The organism is Variovorax sp. Soil_C_12, from assembly GCF_057657375.1.
Genome location: NZ_JBDGIO010000001.1, coordinates 835,048 through 850,712, shown reverse-complemented (window position 1 = coordinate 850,712; position 15,665 = coordinate 835,048). Strand labels below are relative to the sequence as shown.

16 protein-coding genes are annotated in these 15,665 nt (G+C 71.3%); 4 read left to right on the top strand and 12 right to left on the bottom strand.

The genetic code is table 11. The features are described 5' to 3' along the window. Positions 1-29: 29 nt before the first annotated feature. The 3 genes from AC3A6X_RS04230 to AC3A6X_RS04220 form a co-directional block, all read right to left on the bottom strand. Entirely contained in the window at positions 30-1,532 is a 1,503-nt protein-coding gene (locus AC3A6X_RS04230; RefSeq protein WP_487840947.1) for a class I adenylate-forming enzyme family protein, read from the bottom strand. A 493-nt stretch (positions 1,533-2,025) separates the two neighbouring features. Continuing rightward, on the bottom strand, positions 2,026-3,039 hold the full coding sequence (locus AC3A6X_RS04225; protein ID WP_487840946.1) for an AraC family transcriptional regulator: 1,014 nt from the start codon (positions 3,037-3,039) through the stop codon (positions 2,026-2,028). A 103-nt stretch (positions 3,040-3,142) separates the two neighbouring features. Further along, positions 3,143-4,324 (bottom strand): CaiB/BaiF CoA transferase family protein, encoded by a 1,182-nt coding sequence (locus AC3A6X_RS04220; RefSeq protein WP_487840945.1) that lies wholly within the window; start codon positions 4,322-4,324, stop codon positions 3,143-3,145. A gap of 139 nt (positions 4,325-4,463) precedes the next feature. Here AC3A6X_RS04220 and AC3A6X_RS04215 point away from each other — a divergent pair, with 139 nt between their 5' ends. Then, the gene (locus tag AC3A6X_RS04215) at positions 4,464-5,420 is read left to right on the top strand and encodes a hypothetical protein (protein WP_487840944.1); all 957 of its coding nucleotides are present in this window, start codon (positions 4,464-4,466) and stop codon (positions 5,418-5,420) included. Positions 5,421-5,473: 53 nt separating this feature from the next. Here the strand turns inward: AC3A6X_RS04215 and AC3A6X_RS04210 are convergent, their stop codons facing one another. The 7 genes from AC3A6X_RS04210 to AC3A6X_RS04180 all read right to left on the bottom strand — a co-directional run bounded on the left by AC3A6X_RS04210 (position 5,474) and on the right by AC3A6X_RS04180 (position 11,891). After that, positions 5,474-6,688, bottom strand: a complete 1,215-nt coding sequence (locus AC3A6X_RS04210) for a PP2C family protein-serine/threonine phosphatase (RefSeq protein ID WP_487840943.1) — start codon at positions 6,686-6,688, stop codon at positions 5,474-5,476. A gap of 2 nt (positions 6,689-6,690) precedes the next feature. Then, positions 6,691-7,185, bottom strand: a complete 495-nt coding sequence (locus AC3A6X_RS04205; RefSeq protein ID WP_487840942.1) for a Rab family GTPase — start codon at positions 7,183-7,185, stop codon at positions 6,691-6,693. A 13-nt stretch (positions 7,186-7,198) separates the two neighbouring features. After that, the gene (locus AC3A6X_RS04200) at positions 7,199-9,058 is read right to left on the bottom strand and encodes an OmpA family protein (protein ID WP_487840941.1); all 1,860 of its coding nucleotides are present in this window, start codon (positions 9,056-9,058) and stop codon (positions 7,199-7,201) included. 28 nt (positions 9,059-9,086) lie between these two features. Further along, positions 9,087-9,716, bottom strand: coding sequence for a hypothetical protein (locus tag AC3A6X_RS04195; protein WP_487840940.1), 630 nt, complete (start codon positions 9,714-9,716; stop codon positions 9,087-9,089). Between the two features lie 84 nt (positions 9,717-9,800). After that, complete coding sequence (locus AC3A6X_RS04190; RefSeq protein WP_487840939.1) at positions 9,801-10,244, bottom strand: ATP-binding protein; 444 nt, start codon at positions 10,242-10,244, stop codon at positions 9,801-9,803. A 7-nt stretch (positions 10,245-10,251) separates the two neighbouring features. Beyond that, a complete protein-coding gene (locus AC3A6X_RS04185) occupies positions 10,252-10,602 on the bottom strand; it encodes an STAS domain-containing protein (RefSeq protein WP_487840938.1) in 351 nt (116 codons plus the stop codon). 269 nt (positions 10,603-10,871) lie between these two features. After that, the gene (locus AC3A6X_RS04180; protein ID WP_487840937.1) at positions 10,872-11,891 is read right to left on the bottom strand and encodes a GlxA family transcriptional regulator; all 1,020 of its coding nucleotides are present in this window, start codon (positions 11,889-11,891) and stop codon (positions 10,872-10,874) included. A 38-nt stretch (positions 11,892-11,929) separates the two neighbouring features. Between AC3A6X_RS04180 and AC3A6X_RS04175 the strand changes: the two genes are divergently transcribed. The 3 genes from AC3A6X_RS04175 (at position 11,930) to AC3A6X_RS04165 (ending at position 13,713) form a co-directional block, all read left to right on the top strand. After that, entirely contained in the window at positions 11,930-13,063 is a 1,134-nt protein-coding gene (locus AC3A6X_RS04175; protein WP_487840936.1) for a DJ-1/PfpI family protein, read from the top strand. A gap of 172 nt (positions 13,064-13,235) precedes the next feature. Beyond that, entirely contained in the window at positions 13,236-13,463 is a 228-nt protein-coding gene (locus tag AC3A6X_RS04170; RefSeq protein ID WP_487840935.1) for a hypothetical protein, read from the top strand. A gap of 82 nt (positions 13,464-13,545) precedes the next feature. Then, positions 13,546-13,713 carry a hypothetical protein gene (locus AC3A6X_RS04165; RefSeq protein WP_487840934.1) on the top strand — a complete coding sequence of 56 codons (168 nt, stop codon included), beginning with the start codon at positions 13,546-13,548 and terminating at the stop codon, positions 13,711-13,713. Positions 13,714-13,749: 36 nt separating this feature from the next. On the opposite strand, the gene AC3A6X_RS04160 is transcribed toward AC3A6X_RS04165, so the two are convergent. After that, positions 13,750-14,568, bottom strand: a complete 819-nt coding sequence (locus AC3A6X_RS04160; protein WP_487840933.1) for a M55 family metallopeptidase — start codon at positions 14,566-14,568, stop codon at positions 13,750-13,752. Next, on the bottom strand, positions 14,565-15,659 hold the full coding sequence (locus tag AC3A6X_RS04155; protein WP_487840932.1) for a DmpA family aminopeptidase: 1,095 nt from the start codon (positions 15,657-15,659) through the stop codon (positions 14,565-14,567). The genes AC3A6X_RS04160 and AC3A6X_RS04155 overlap by 4 nt, the downstream gene beginning before the upstream one ends. Positions 15,660-15,665 lie beyond the last annotated feature (6 nt).

The window sequence follows — 15,665 nt, the reverse complement described above, 5'->3', positions numbered from 1 at the left end:
GCTATTCGCCTTCGGAGCGGCCGTGCGTCTCATGCGCGCACCTGCTCGCGCAGCACGTTCTTCAGCACCTTGCCGGCGGCCGACATCGGCAGCTCGCGCACAAAGCTGATGCCGCGCGGGCACTTGTAGCCGGCCAGGCGCTCGCGGCACCAGGCGCGCAGCGCGTTGGCATCGGCGGCGGCATCGTCGGCCATCACCACCGCCGCATGCACCGCCTCGCCCCAGCGCGCATCCGGCACGCCGACGACCGCCGCCAGCCTGACCTGGGGATGGCTGCGCAGCGCGGCCTCGACCTCGGCGCAGTACACGTTCTCGCCGCCGCTGATGATCATGTCCTTGAGGCGGTCGACGATGAAAAGATGCCCGTCGGGCAGCATGCGGCCGGCATCGCCGGTGTGCAGCCAGCCCTCGCGCAGCGCGGCGGCCGTCGCTTCGGGATTGCGCCAGTAGCCCTGCATGACCATCGGCCCGCGCGCCAGCACCTCGCCCACCTCGCCGCGTGGCAGCTCGCGGCCGTGCTCGTTGGCGACGATGATCTCGGCGCCCAGGCCGGCGCGGCCGACGGAGTTCAGCCGGCCCAGGGCGCGCGCCTCGGGCCGGTGGTTGGCCGGCAGGTTGATGCACACGGCGCCCGCGGTTTCGGTGAGGCCGTAGGCCTGGAAGAACTCGGCCTGCGGCCAGGCGGCCAGCGCGCGGTCCAGCAGGTCCGGTGGCATCGGGGCCGCACCGAAGGCAATGCGTGTCAGGCTCTGCACGCGGCCGGGCGTGAAGGCGGGGTCGTCGAGCAGCGACTGCAGCATGCTCGGCACCACGATGATGTCGCCGATGCGGTGCTCCTCGACCGCGTCGATCACCGAGGCGGGGCGGAACTGCGCCATCGTCACGCAGCTGCCGCCGACGATGAGCTGGCCCACCAGGCGGCCGAGGCCGGCGACGTGGAACAGCGGCGCCACCAGCAGCGAGACCGAATCCGGCGCGTTGTTCAGCTCGGCGCCGCGGGTCATCGAGGCGGTCCAGAAGTTGGCGTGGCTCAGCATCACGCCCTTGGAGCGGCCGGTGGTCCCGCCGGTGTAGAGGATGGCGGCGAGCGCGTCGCCGCCGGTGCGCGTGTCGGGCAAGGTGGGCAGCGCAGCGCCTTCTTCTTCCAGCACGGGCAGGCGAAGCAGCGTGGTTTCGCCGGCCGGTGCGAGCGCGGCCAGCGCATCGTCGGCGAGCAGCAGCGAGGCTTCGCTGTCCTGCAGCGCGTAGGCGAGCTCGGGCGTGCTCCAGCGCATGTTCAGCGGGCAGGCGACGGCACCCAGCCACCAGCAGGCGAGGATGGCGCCGACCAAGCGGTCGCTGTTGGGCGCGAGCAGCGCCACGCGGTCGCCACGCGCGATACCGCGCTTCGCCAGCGCGGCCGCCTGGCGGGCGACGCCGTCCGCCAGTTGCGCGTGCGTATGGCGGCGCGTGCCGGTGTCGGCGACGTGGGTGAGCGCCGTCTGGTCGGGCTTGCGCTGCAGCGCGCGATGCAATCCTTGGGTGAGATACACGATGGGGCCGCGGGCTTGTGGAAGATGCGGCAAAGCTTAGGTCGCGTCGCGGCGCGGACCCATGGCAGGAAGCGCCAAAGGGCTTGGCGAAAGCGTCCAAGTGTTTGTTCGTGATTCAGTCCGTAGGGAAGCGCTCGTCGTTGGATGCGCGCCCGGCATGCGGTGCGGGCCGGTCGACCCCACTGCGGCGGCCCCTTCGGGGCTTCCCTGCGGTGCTCGCCTTTCGCGGGGTCTCGCTCGAACTCGCTTCGCTCAAACAGTCGCGAGCCCTGATCCGCGAAAGGCTGCGCTCCTCGGCGCCGCAGAGGGGATCGCCCGGCCCGCACCGCATGCCGGGCTTGGGGGTGTGCGAGGGTTGCGTGCACCTCGGAGGGCCGGTGAGGTCGTCCGGCCCAGGGCATACCGCACGGCTCCGCGCCCCTGCGCATCGAAACTCGGCATTCACTCCCATCCGCCATTCGCACTCCGTTGGCCATGCGAACAGCCCCAAGGCTCAGCGCTCCGGCCCGTGCGCCAGCCGGTACTCGCCGGGCGCCACGCCCGTCCACTGCTTGAAGGCGCGATGGAAGGTGCTGGCTTCCGAGAAGCCCACGCGGTTGGCGATCTCCAGCAGCGGCAGCGGCGTGTGCAGCAGGTACTCGATCGCGGCATCGCGCCGCAGCTCGTCCTTGATCTGCTGGAAGCCGCGGCCCTCGTCGCGCAGGCGCCGGCGCAGCGTCTGCGGCGTCACAGCGAGCGCCTCGCCGACTTCCTCCAGCGAGGGGAGCTCGGCGCCCAGCTGCTTGCGCAGCAGCCGGCGGATGCGCTCGGTGAGGCTGCTGGTGTCGCGGTACCGCACGATCAGGTTGGCGGGCGAGCCGGCGAGGAACTCGCGCAGGCTCTGCGGTGACTGCACGACCGGCAGCGCCAGCCAGCGCGCGTCGAACCACAGGCCGACGTGGGGCTGGCCGTAGCGGATCGGCACCTGGTAGACGCGCGAGGTGTCCGAGCTCATTTGCTCGGCCGTGTAGTCGACCTCCAATAGCGGGATGCGGCGCGCCACCAGCCAGGAGAAGGCGTTGAAAGCCAGCAGCATGAAGGCCTTCACCGCATAGTCCAGCTGCGCATCGGAAGCGCGCCGCAGTACGAACTGCAGGTGCGCGCGGCCCTCGCTCACGGTGAGGCGCGGCACGAAGTCGTGCAGCAGCAGGTGGTAGCAGGCGAAGCCGTCGCGCAGGGCCTCGCCGAGCGTGGCGCAGCGCACCAGCTGGCGCATGCACTGGCCGAAGCTGCCGGGCGGCAGCGGATGGCTCAGCAGGCCCCAGAGCTCGTCGCGCAGTTCGCGCCGCAGGGCGCGGATCAGCAGCGCGTACTGGCGCTGCGAGATGCGCGCCAGCGGCGACTCCAGCAGCGATGGGGCGATGCCCGCCCGCGCCAGCAGCGGGGCCTCGTCGAGCCCGCGATGGCGCGCGCCCATCAGGATGCTGTGCACCTGCTGGATGGCAACGGTGTGGTGGGTGAGCGTCATCGATGGCGGCCGCCGCGGCCCGGCCGCCCGAATTGTAGGCAGCGCCCGCCAGGGCTCGGTCCACCGCGCCGCCGCTGCAAGGCGGTCCGCAGCGGAGGGCGCTTCACTCGATGGCGCCCGCGGCCCGCAGCGCAGCCACGGCGGGCGCGTCGAGTCCGGCCTGGCGCAGGATCTCGTCGGTGTGTTCCCCGGCGCGCGGCGCGGGTCGCGGCGCTGAAGGCTCGAAGCCGGTCATCTTGATGGGGCAACCGAGCTGCGGTGCGGCCGCATCGTCGGCCGCGATGCGCATGCCGCGCGCGCGAAAGTGCGGATGCGCCAGCGTCTCGTCGATGCGCAGCACCGGGGTGACGCAGCCGGCACCGTCGCGGAAGAGCTCGCGCCAATGCGCGAGCGGCTGCGCGCCGAAGAGGGCGGCGAGCTCCGCGCGCACGCCTTCTTCGGTCGCCGGGTCGCCGCTGCGGTGCAGGGGGACGAGATCGGGGCGCTCGAGCCTGCGACACAGCGCCTCCCAGAATTTCGGCTCCAGCGCACCGACGGCGACCTGCCGGCCGTCGGCCGTGCGGTAGAAGCCGTAGCAGGCGAGCGCACCCGTCAGGGCGCTGTGCCCGATCTGCGGCACCTTTCCGTGCTGGTGCAGCCCGGCCAGCGGCAGCACCGCGTGGGCGAGCACGCCGTCGGCCATCGCGATGTCGACGTGCCGTCCGCGGCCGGTGCGCGCGGCGTCGAAGAGCGCGGCAAGGATGCCCGCCACCGCCGTCATGGTGCCGCCCAGCAGGTCGGCCACGGGCAGGTTCGACAGGGCGGGCCCGGCGGCGTTTCCGATCTGCTCGGCCACGCCGGCCAGCGCCGCGTAGTTGAGGTCGTGTCCCGGCGAGTCGCGCAGCGGCCCGGCCTGGCCGAAGCCGCTGATGCTGCAATAGACGATGCGCGGGTTGACGGCCGCCACGGCCTCGTAGCCCACACCCAGCCGCTGCATCACGCCGGGCCGGAAGCCTTCGACCAGCACGTCGGCCTGCCGGCACAGGCGCAGCAGCGTGGCCACGCCCTCGGAGTGCTTGAGGTCGATGCGGATCGCCCGCTTGTTGCGGTTGACGAGCGCGCGCACCGCGGGGCTGGCGTAGTCGCCGGCACCGGTGTCCTCGATCTTGAGCACGTCGGCGCCGAGGTCGGCGAGGTGCATGGTGCCGAGCGGGCCCGGCAGCAGGCGGGTGAGGTCGAGCACGCGCACGCCGGCGAGCGGGGCGCCGGCGGGGGCGCTTTCTGCGGATTGAGGGGAAGAGGTCATGAGGCCTGCAATCTAGGCGGCGCACAGGACCGTGGCAATGGCGGCACCGGTCGCGGCGATTGGCGAAAAGCGTCAGGCCTGCCAAAGCGGTCATGGCTTGCAACTTGCTTTGAACGGCTTTCCCACGCAGGCAAGCACCATGAGTTCCACATTCATCAAGGCCGCCGAAGTCTGGTTGCCGAGCGAAGACGGCACGCTGCTCGAGTTCGGAAGCGGTGCGTTCGGGCCCGCGAGGCGATTCGCCGCCATCAGCCGCGAGATGTGCTTCGGCCGGGGCGAAGGCCTGCCGGGCCGCGCCTGGGACGAGGGCCGGCCGGTTCTCCTGCCCCGCTTCGAGGGCTCGAACTTCCGCCGCGTCGCGGCCGCGCACGACGCCGGCCTGGCCTGCGCCGTCGCGCTGCCGCTTTTCGTGCATGACAGCCTCAGTTCGGTGCTCGTGATCTTCTGCGGCCCCAATGCCGCCGCTGATGCAGCCAGCGGTCTCGAGCTCTGGCACCACGACGCGCGCATCACCAGCGACATGCGGCTGGTCGATGGCGCTTTTTTCGGGGCGAACGCGCACGCCTTCGAGTCGGCCTCGCGCGATACCTACCTGCCGCTCGGGGTCGGCCTGCCGGGCGCGGCCTGGCAACGCGGCGAAGCGGTGTTCCTGGAGAACCTGCCGGCCGCTCCAGGGCGCTTCCTGCGCGCGCAGGAAGCGGCCGAGGCGGGCCTTCTGCGGGGCCTGGCCATCCCCGCAGGCTCGAAGCTGGAGGACAGCCATGTCGTGAGCTTTCTGGCCGATGCGAAGCTGCCGCTGGCCCGTCGCATCGAGCGCTGGGGCCCCGATGCGGCGGGCGCGCTGCTGCGGCGCGTCTACGCCTTCAGCGAGCTGCATGGCGGGGCCTCGCTGGTCGAGGCGACGCTGCCGCTGTCGGCGACCACGGGATCGATCGTCAAGGCCTGGCGCAGCGCGATGCCGGCGATCAACGACTTTCCGGCGTCGGAGCCGGGCGCGCCCGCAGCCGCGGCGACGGCGATCGGGTCGTGGGCGCTGTTGGCGATACCGGTGGTGTGGGGGGATGAAGTGGTCGAGGTGGTGGCCCTGTATCTCTAGGGCCTGTTAACGCCATGCAAGGGGCCCCTTGCATAGCGTTAACAGGCCCTAACTCAGAGCGCCATCTCGATGATGGTGAAGTCGTCCTCGAGCACGCCGGGCCCGTGCATCTCCCGCGCGAAGTCCAGCAGCCGGTCGAGCTCGGACTGCCCCTCGCGCACCGGCCGCGCGAGCACTTCGGCGAAGTCGGCGAACGCGAGCATCGACCCGTCCGGCCGGGTGATCTCGTAGGTTCCGTCGCTGAACACGAACAGGCGGGCCGGCGATTGCAGGCTGCACTGCTCGTCGCCGTAGCGGGCGGCGGGCGAGATGCCGATGCTGGGGCCGCTGGCCTTCAAGGGCACACAGTCCCCGGCGGTTTCGCGCGGGCCGCTCACCAGCATGGCCGGCGGGTGGCCGGCCGAGGCATAGCGCAGGCTTGCGGTGGCCCGGTGATAGACGCCGTACCAGACGGTGCAGAACAGCTCGCCGTGGCGCTCCATCTGGTAAGCCTGGTTGAGCGCGGCGAGCACCTCCGCGGGCCGGCGGAAGTCGGTGCGCGGCAGGGCCTCCGAGCGCAGCGTGTCGGCGACCGCGACCGAGAGCAGGGCGGCGCCCACGCCGTGGCCGCAGACGTCGATCAGGTACAGCGCGAAGTGCTCGTCGTCGATCCAGTGGTAGCCGAAGGAGTCACCGCCCAGCTCGGTCGAGGGCACGAAGCGCCAGTCGATGGCGAGAGGCTCCGACAGCGGTGCCGGCAGGATGGAGCGAACGTAGCGCTCGGCGTCGCGCAGCTCCTGCTGCAGGCGATCGTGGGTGCGCTGCAGGGCTTCGCGCGACGCGGCGAGCTCGCTGTGGGCGCGCCTCAGTTCCTGGTTGGCCGCCTCGAGCTGCTCGATCAGCCGGGCCTCGCGCTGGCTGAGCAAGGTCATGTCGTAGGCCTTCTGCTGCACCCGCTGGGCCTCGTCGTGCTCCATCGTCACGTCGAGCAGAACGATCCAGACGGTGGTGCCATCGGCGAACAAATGCACGTCCGCCACCCGCCCGCTGGGCATCTCCATGGAACGCAGGAGGAAAGGGTTCTCTGCCAGCGGCAACAGGCCTTCCAGGAAGGAAATCCGGTCGCAGGCGGAATCGCCGGGCTGGACGCCGGCCAGGCCGTAGTGCGCCAGGTCGCCGCCGGCATGCACCAGCTTCTGCGCGTCGTCGACGGCCAGGTGCGCAAGCGCGCGCTGCCCATGGACCAGCAGCATGAGCGAGTCGGAAATCTGCGCCGGCAGGTCCAGCATGGCTATCGCGCGAGCAGCGCCGCCAGCTCCTCGAAGCTGGCCTCGACGCCCTCGCCGGTCTTGGCGCTGGTGCGGCGGAAGGTCCAGCCCGCACCCTCCAGCGCCTCCAGCCGCGGCGCCGGGAGGGCCCAATCCTCCACCAGGTCCGCCTTGTTGAGCAGGGCGAGGAAGGGGATGCTGCCGACCTCGGCGTTGACGCGCGTCTGGATCGACGCGGCGGTCTCGAGGGTTTCGGGGCGCGTGCCGTCCGCCACCAGCAGGTAGCCGGCCGCGCCGCGCAGGTAGCTCAGCCGCACCGCCGACATCTCGTCCTCGCCGGCGATGTCCCAGAGGATGAGCGCGAGCGGCTCGGTGCCGACGGTCAGCATCTTCTTGTCGATCTTCACGCCGACCGTGGTGAGGTAGGCGTCCGAGAAGATGGTGTCGACGAAGCGGCGCACCAGGCTGGTCTTTCCGACGCCGAAGGCACCGAGCAGGCAGATCTTCTTTTGCAGCATGGGTTGGCAGGCCTCAATCGCTGGTGCCGACGACGAAGGACACGCGCCGGTTCATCGACAGCTCGTCCGCGCTGGCGCCGGGCCGCAGCGGCTCCAGCGGGCCGGCGCCGCGCACCGAGAGCAAGGTCGGGTCGATGCCGCGGGCCCGCAGCATGGAGCGCACGACCTCGGCGCGACCCAGGCTCAAGGCCAGGTTGGCGGTGTCCTTGCCGGTTGCATCGGCGTGGCCGACGATCGTGACCTTGACCGAGAAGCCCAGGCCGCGGGCCACCCGCACCAGCTCGCGCAGTTCGGCCGCGATGGTGTCGAGCTCGGCGCCCTGCTCGGCGGTGGGCCGCGGTGCGTTGTTCTCGAAGGGGATGACGTGCGCCTGGATCGCGTCGCGCAGGCGGTTGTAGTCCGGGTCCTGGATGTCCTTGAGGGCGCTGAGATCCACCTGCGGGGCGCCGGCGGGCAGGCTGTGTACGAAGGCCCGCGCCTTGTCCACCCAGTGCTGGGGGGCGCTGCCGTCGGCGCGAATGCCGTTTGCGTCCTGCGAGAGGCTGACGGTGGGAGGCGGATTCAGGGTCGCCTGCAGGCGTTTCAGCATGATGGCCGGATGCAGCGCCTGGTAGGGTTCCCAGCGGCCGACGACGCGCGATGGGTCCAGCTTCGCCGGCGCCAGCAAGGTTTCCGGCTGGGTTGCCAGCGGGTCGCGCAGCCCGGACACCCGCCACTTGCCGTCCTGGCGGTCGGCGCCCATCACGACGATGCCGGGCTCGTCTCGCAGCGCCGCCACGTAGTTGTCGACGCGCCGTTCCTCGACCAGCCGTTGCCCGAGCCAGTAGCCCAGCAACAGCAGCAGGAGGAGGGGGACGGCCCAGAGCAGCGGCGACAGCCTTCTCCTGGACTCGGCCGACTGGGACCACAGCGTTGGCCGCAGCCGCTGCTGGCCTGTCTGCTCGAAGGGGGCGGTGTCGCCTTCGAATTCATCGAGCGCCGTGCGCCATTCGTCATGGATGGCGGCCAGCGTCTCCACCAGGGACAACCGCAGTGCCGGGGGCGGGTTGCCGTGGATCACCGCGGCGAGGAAGGCCGACGGCCCTTCCTCGCACCACAGCAGCAGGTCGCCCAGGCGCAGGCTGTCGATGCTGCGGCCCTTGGCGCCGCCCTCGGCGGATTCGTCGAAGGAGTCGCGCACGAAATCCTGGATCGCGGAGAGCATGGCCGACACCAGCTGCGGATCGCGCGAGGTCGCGTCGTCCGCGGCCTCGTGCGCCAGCAGCAGGCCGGTCTTGCGATGCACCAGGAACAGGTGCTCGACGCGGAACACGGCGGTGTGCTTGAGCACCACGTCGGCGAAGGCGCTGCCGCTGCGCCAGGCCTCCAGGCGCCACTTCATGCCGCGCCACGACAGGCTGTGCTTGAGCGCCTGGTTGAGCGACTGCAGCTTGCCTTCGAGCGTCTCGGCGATGGCCTTGCGGATCGCCGGCCCCATGACGGGGTACAGGATGTCGACCATGGTGTCCGGGTTCTTCCGGATCGAGGCCTGCGTGGCTCGCTCGACGGTGGGGGCGATCACCTGGCCGAGGCGCTCGTCCTGCGCCGCCAGCTCGAAGGCGGCGGGCAGCACCGCGCCGACCGCGTCGGCGAACTCGCGCGGGTCGTCGAACTTGCGCTGCAGCCGCGCCAGCGCCACCTGCTCGCGTTCGAGCAGCACGTCGCGCAGCGCCTCCATCCGGGGGTCGGCCGCCGGGCGGGTCGGCACCGGCAGCGGCAGGACCACGTCGGGGTTGACGCAGCGGGCCAGCTCCAGCAGCAGGCCGGCGAGCCGGCGGTTCGGATCTTCTTCGGGGGCACCGCTGGTCGCAACCAGCGGCAGGCGCGCTGTCACGCGGCCTCCTCCGCCCCGGCGGCGCGGCTCACGCGCTGGCGCCGTTGCCGCCCTTGGGCGACGTGTCCTGGTTCAAGCATTTGGCGATCTCGACGAACAGTCCGGCGAGCAGGTTGCGGTCGGTCTTGACGTTGCTGAGCTCGGCGAACATCCGCTCGATGGTGGCGCGGGTGTCGTCCTGGCGCCGCCGCATCTCGTCGCGCAGGCCCTGGACCTCATGGCCCAGGCTGTCGGTGAAATCGCGCCCCTGGCGCGCGAGCTGGTCGGAAAGCTGGGCGAGGCGCTTTTCCAGTGCCTGGGTCTGCTCCCGCAGGCTGCGCTCCATGTCCTTGTCGGCGTCGGCGCGCAGGTCCTTTTCCTCGCGGAACTGGCCGGCGACCGATTCGAGCTGCTTCTTGATCGTCGCCTCGAGGTTGGTCAGGCTGCGGGAGGACTCCGATTCCATGTCGCGCATCCTTTGCGCGAAACGGTCTTCGAGGACCGAGAAGCGCTTGTCGTAGTCCTGCATCTGGTTGCCGAACAGCAACTCGCGCATCTTGTCGACTCCCGAGGCCTCGCCCTGGCCATTGGGGCCGTTGGGCTGGGTGGCCAGGGCCGCGCGCGCGGCCATTGCGCTCTGCGTGTCGATGGTGGGGAGGGGTTTGGCTGCGGTTCCCATGGTGTGTTTCCTCGTAGTGATGCTTTGTGGAAGTGGCGCCGTGGGGACGGCGCCCGCGGGATGGCTGGTGCGGCGGGCCCTCGCTCAGGGCGGCGCCGTCGGCCGGAAAAGAAGCGTCAGGCGATTGCGGCCGTCTTCGCGGCGGTAGTGCATGCCGTCGGAGAAGCGGCGAACGATGGGGATGCCCCAGCCGCCCACGTGCGCATCGTCGAGGCTGCTCGCATGCATCGGTTGCGGGGCCTGCAGCGGGTCGAAGGGGCTTCCCTCGTCCTCGACCTCCAGGGCCACGGCTTCGCCCTGCCACCCCAGGCGCAGTAGGATGCTGGCATGCGCAGCCGCGTCGCCGCTGCCGTGGGTCATGATGTTGGTCAGCGCCTCGGTCGAGCACAGGTCGAGCTGCTGTGTGGTGCGGGCCGGCAGCCGCTGGCGCTGCGCCCAGTCCTGCACCCACGCGCTCACGCGCGAAAGCTCGCGCAGCTCGGAACCGACGATCAGGGAGGCCTGGGGCTCCCTGTCGCTGGAGGACATCAGGGCCTCACTCGGCTCCCGCCTTCAGCGCGCTGAAGGCGGTATCGACGTCGGGGTACAGCGGGATGATGGTGTCGATTCCCGCAACCTTGAGCACATCCGCCACCAGCGGCTGGGGGCCCGCCAAGGCCATCTCGCCGCCGCGCTGCCTCTGGGCTCTCGCGTTGGTGATCAGGGCACGAATGCCGATGGACGCCAGAAACGACACCTCGGACATGTCGACCACGGCGAGAAGCTTCCGGGTCGCGACGAGCGCGGAGAAGCGCATGTCGATCTCTTGGGTGCCGGCGCTGTCCAGGCGCCCGATCAGGCTGATTTTCTCGATGCCCTCAGCCAGTTGCTCCGTCCTTAGCTCCATGCCACCTCCGTATTGGATGTATCGATGAGCGTTGAACCGGCAGTCGCCCCCCCGGCGCCAGGATCGCTGCACCCGCGCGGTTCTCTGGGCTGGAGCGCGGGATGGTGAGCGTCCCGCAATCGACAAGCAGGAACTTTTGTAGGATACGCGGAAAGAACGGCGGCGTCGATAAGGGTGACTGGGCGGTACACGATCCCTCCTTCGCGCAGCCGGTCTTGCTCCCTCTCCCTCTGGGAGGGCGGGGGTGAGGGCACCGGGCCTGTCCACCCCTAAGGGCGCCGCACTGCGCCTGCCTCTCCCTCCCCATCGCGCCACGCCTGCGGCGTGAGCCCGTGCTGCCGCACGAACGCACGCTGCAGCGCATCCACCGAGCCGAAGCCGCTGCGGCTCGCGATCCGGTCCTGCGTCCAGCGCGTGCGCCGCAGCAGCTGCGCGGCAGCGGCCACCCGGGTCTGCTCGACGAAGCGCGCCGGGGTGCAGCCGGCCTGGGCGGCGAAGGCGCGGGCGAAGTTGCGCGGGCTCATCTGCACGCGAGCCGCCAGCACCTCGACCGACAGCTCCTCCTGCGGATGCGTGCCGATCCACGCCACCAGCTCGCGCAGGCGATGGCTGGCCGAGGCCTGGGCCTGCAGCGTCGGGCTCAGCTGCGGCTCGCCCGCGCCGCGCAGCATCGGCAGCGCCAGCGTGCGGGCGATCTCCATCGCCACCGCGTGTCCCAGGTCGTCCTCGACCAGCGCGAGCGCCAGCTCGATGCCGGTGGTAACGCCGGCCGAGGTCCACACCGGGCCATCGTGTACGTAGATGCGCTCGTGCCGCACGCGCACCTGCGGCCGCAGCGCCTGCAGCTGGTCGCAGGCGCGCCAGTGCGTGGTGGCCTCGCGGCCGTCGAGCAGGCCGGCCGCGGCGAGTGCGAAAGCCCCCGTACACACGCTCGCGATGCGGCGGACTTGCGGCGCGACCTGCGCGAGCCAGGCCCCGATGCGCTGCTCGACGATCGCCGCCCGCACCCCCGGCTCGTCGCCGCCGGCGACGATCAGCGTGTCGATCGCGGCGGGCAGCTGTTGCAGCGTGCAGGTGCCGGCAAAGCTCAGCCCGCCGTTGGTCGACACGGTGCCGCCGGCCGGCGACGCGATGTGCAGGCGGTAGCTGCCGGGACGCATCTGCTCGGCCTTGCTGAAGACGCTGGCCGGGCCGGCGACGTCGATGGCCTCGACGCCGTCGAAGGCGACCATCACGATGTCGCTGGCAGAAAGCGCGGCTTCTTCGTCCTTGCGGGGCAGGGTGGGCATTCGTAGGCTCAGGACATCGTGGTTACGGAAGGGCGGCCATGTCGAAGTGGGTGCGGGCGCTGATCGGGGCAAGTATTGCAGCGTTGGGGCTGGCAGGCTGCGGGGCAGGCGCACCGCTGCCGCCGGCGCAGGACGATGCGGCCAGGGTCGCGCGCGAGGAGCAGGCCTTCGTCGAGGCCTTGAAGCCGCGCGGGGCGGGCCGGCCGGTGGTCGCGGTGCTCGCCCTGAACGAGGGCACCGAGATGACCGACCTGCTGCTGCCGCACGCGGTGCTCCAGCGTGCCGGCGTCGCCGAGGTGCGGGTCGTCGCGCCGCGGGCCGGCCGGGTGAGCCTGTACCCCGCGCTGGAAGTCGAGGGCGCGCAGGACCTGGACAGCTTCGACCGGATGCATCCTGCGGGCGCCGACTACGTGATCGTTCCCGCGATGAGCACCGACGACGACCCCGCCGTGACGGGCTGGCTGCAGCGCCAGGCGCGGCTGGGCGCGCGCGTGGTCGGCGTGTGCTCGGGGGTGCGGGTGGTCGGCCAGGCCGGCCTGCTCGACGGCCGGCGTTTCACGGGCCACTGGTACGACCGCGGCACGCTGCTTCGGCGCCACCCGCACGCCACCTACGTGCCGAACCAGCGCTACATCGTCGACCGGGGCGTCGCCACCACCACGGGCGTTACCGCCTCGGTGCCGACCATGCTCGCGCTGGTGGAGGCGATGGTTGGCCGGACGAGGGCCCAGGGGGTCGCGGCCGAGCTCGGCGTGTCTTCGTGGGGCCCGGAGCACGACAGCGCCTCCTTCCGCCTCGATGCCCGCCGGGCCTGGACTTACGTGCTCGACAAGGCCATGTTCTGGCGCGTCGAGCGCCGGCGCGCCGAGGTGCAGGACGGCATGGACGACATCGCCCTGGCGTTGGCCGCGGACGCCTGGTCGCGCGTCGGGCGCGTGCGCGTGGAGGCGGCGTCGGCATCGGGCCCGGTGAGGCTGAAGAGCGGGCTGGTGCTGGTCGCGCAGCCCTCGGCCGACGGGTCGCCGCGGCTGCCGCTTTCGCCGAGGCTGAAGCCGGTGCAGCAGCTGAATCGCACGCTGTGCGAGATCGCCGAGCGCTATGGCGACGCGCGGCGGGACCGGGTGATGCTGGAGATGGAGTACCCGGGGACGGGTACTGGATGCGCGGGCTGAGCTTCGGTGTTGGGCGGCTTTGCGGGTCGCTGCGCGTAAAGATTGCGCGACAAAAAACGAGTTTTTGATAGCTCCCGGCTCGGCTACAGTCCGCGGCCAAAAAACAGGGACCCCCATGAAAAAGAAGAAGACCGCTGCATCGTCAGCGCACGCATCGAGATCGCACGCATCGATGCCATCCGATCGCCGTCTGCCGGCGCGGATGCTGAGCCGCACAGTCATTGCCGCTTGCCTGTGCATCGCCACGCTCGCAGCCCACGCCGGTTCCGTGAGCTACAGCTATGACGCCCTGGGCCGCCTGGCCAGTGCCGTCTACAGCAACGGCAGCGCCACCACCACGATCACCTACAGCTACGACCCCGGGCGCAATCGCACCTCGGTGGTGACTACTTCGCCGTAGCGTCGGCGCGCTGTTGCGGCTCCGGGCCCGGAAGGGCCGGGCTGCTCATTTCCTTTTTATCAAAAGCACTCGGGGAGTTCCCATGTCCATCACCGAGAACAGCTGGGCCGGTGCGGGCTACTTCGTGAGCAGCGAGCCCCTCGACGAACTCCTGTGCACCTGGGCCAGTCACCGGATTCCCGGCCGCTTCGCGATCGTCCACACCCACCCGGCCGACCTGAAGGCGCTGCTGTCGCGGCTCGAAGCGTGATGGCGGGCGCCCGATCGCCGAAGTCGCCAAGCGGCGTCAGCGCAGCATCGCCGACATCGCCGAGCAGCAGTTGAGCATTCGCACCGCCGCCTCCACCGAAGGCGCGGCGAAGCGAAGCTCGGTCGGCGCGCTGCGCTCGAAGGCCGGCCACTGGCAGAACAGGTCGGCCAGGGCGGGCGTCTGGGTGTGCAGGGTGACGGCCAAAGGCTTCTCCAGCACCAGCGCGCGGGCCTTCCCCTGCGCCGCCAGGCCCGCGGCCACGCCTTCGCGGATTGCCGCGCAGGACCGGGCCGGCGACAGCGAGACCCCGCTGGTGTGCCCGGTGGCGCGCTTGGTCTGCACGAAGGTCGCGTGCGGGAACAGCGCCTGGTTCTCTGCGATGAAGACGTCGTCGCCGCTGGCCATCAGCACCGGCACGCCGTATTCGCCGGCCAGCGCGCCGTAGAGGCCGGCCTCGCCCAGGGCCTGGCCGCCGATCTCGATGCCGGCGAAGGCGAAGCTGTTGATGGTGTGGGCCAGGATGCCCGCGCCGCCGGCGCGCGAGTGGTAGCCGACCATGCACACGCCGTCCACGCCGAGCTCCACGCCCGCCACCATGCTCAGGGTGCGCGGCTTGCCCTGGATCGCCTGGGCGCGCGCATCGAGCAGGTCCGGCGGCATGTTGCGGAAGTCGCCGTGCGAGTCGTTGACCCAGACCTCGGTGGCACCGCCGTCGAAGGCACCGGCGATGGCGGCGTTGGCCTCCTCGGTCATCAGCCGGCGCGCACGCTCGTACTCGGGATTGCCGGCGCGCACTTGCTGGGAATGGAAGACGCCGGCGACGCCTTCGATGTCGACGGAAATCAGGATCTTCATGGGCGCAGGTCGTTCGGTGGGGCGAAGGCATCGGCAGGCCAGTCGCGCAGCAGTTCGGTGAGGGCCGGGCGCACGTGGCCGTCGCGCCCGGTGATGGACTCGGCCCGCCACAGCGCATGCAGGATGGCCTGCTCCACGCTGTCGGCCGCGGCCTGGAACAGGCCGTCGAGCAGCGCGTCGTGCAGCAGGGCGACCGCCGGCATCGGCTGCTCGCGCCGCTGCGGCAGCGTGTAGGCGGTGGAGAAGGCCAGCGCGATGTCGCCGCTGCCGTGGCCGAAGACCGAGCCGGTGCGCGCCAGGCCGGCGCCGGCGCGCAGCGCAAGGCGGCGCAGTTGGCGTGCGTCCAGCGGCGCGTCGGTGGCGATCAGCATGATGATCGAGCCCTTCTCGGGCTCGGCCGCCGGCACCGCACCCGTCGGCTGGGCGGCCAGCTGGGTCGCCAGCCGCGCGCCGACCGCGCGGCCGGCGATCACCAGGTTAGGCAGCAGGCCGTAGTTGGCGAGCACCAGCGCGCCCACCGTGTGCAGCCCGGCCCCCGGCGCCGACACGCGGCGCGAGGCCGTGCCGATGCCGCCCTTGAGCGCGAAGCTGGACATGCCGCGCCCCGCGCCGACCGAGCCCTGCGCCACCGCTTCGCCGGCCGCGGCCCAGGCCTCGAGGTAGTGGTGCCCGCGCACGGCCATGCGCTGCATGTCGTTGAGGAAGCCGTCGTTGCACTCGAAGACCAGCGGGTTGACGCTGGGCAGGCTGCGCCCGCATTCGGGGTTCATCGCGATGCAGTCGCGGATCTGCGCTTCGGCCATGGCCGGCACCGAGAAGGTGTTGGTCAGCGCGATCGGCGTTTCGAGCACGCCGAGCTCTTCGACCTGCAGCAGCCCCACGCTCTTGCCGAAGCCGTTGAGCACCGCGACGCCCGCCGGCACCCGCTGCTGGAAGGGGTCGCCCGCATGCGGGCACACCACTGTCACCCCGGTCTGCACCTCGCCCTCGTCGAGCGTGCAATGCCCGACCGTGACGCCGGCCACGTCGGTGATGGCGTCGCGCTTGCCGCAGGGCAGGGCGCCGATGTGCGGGACGGCTGGGACGGGCATCAGCGC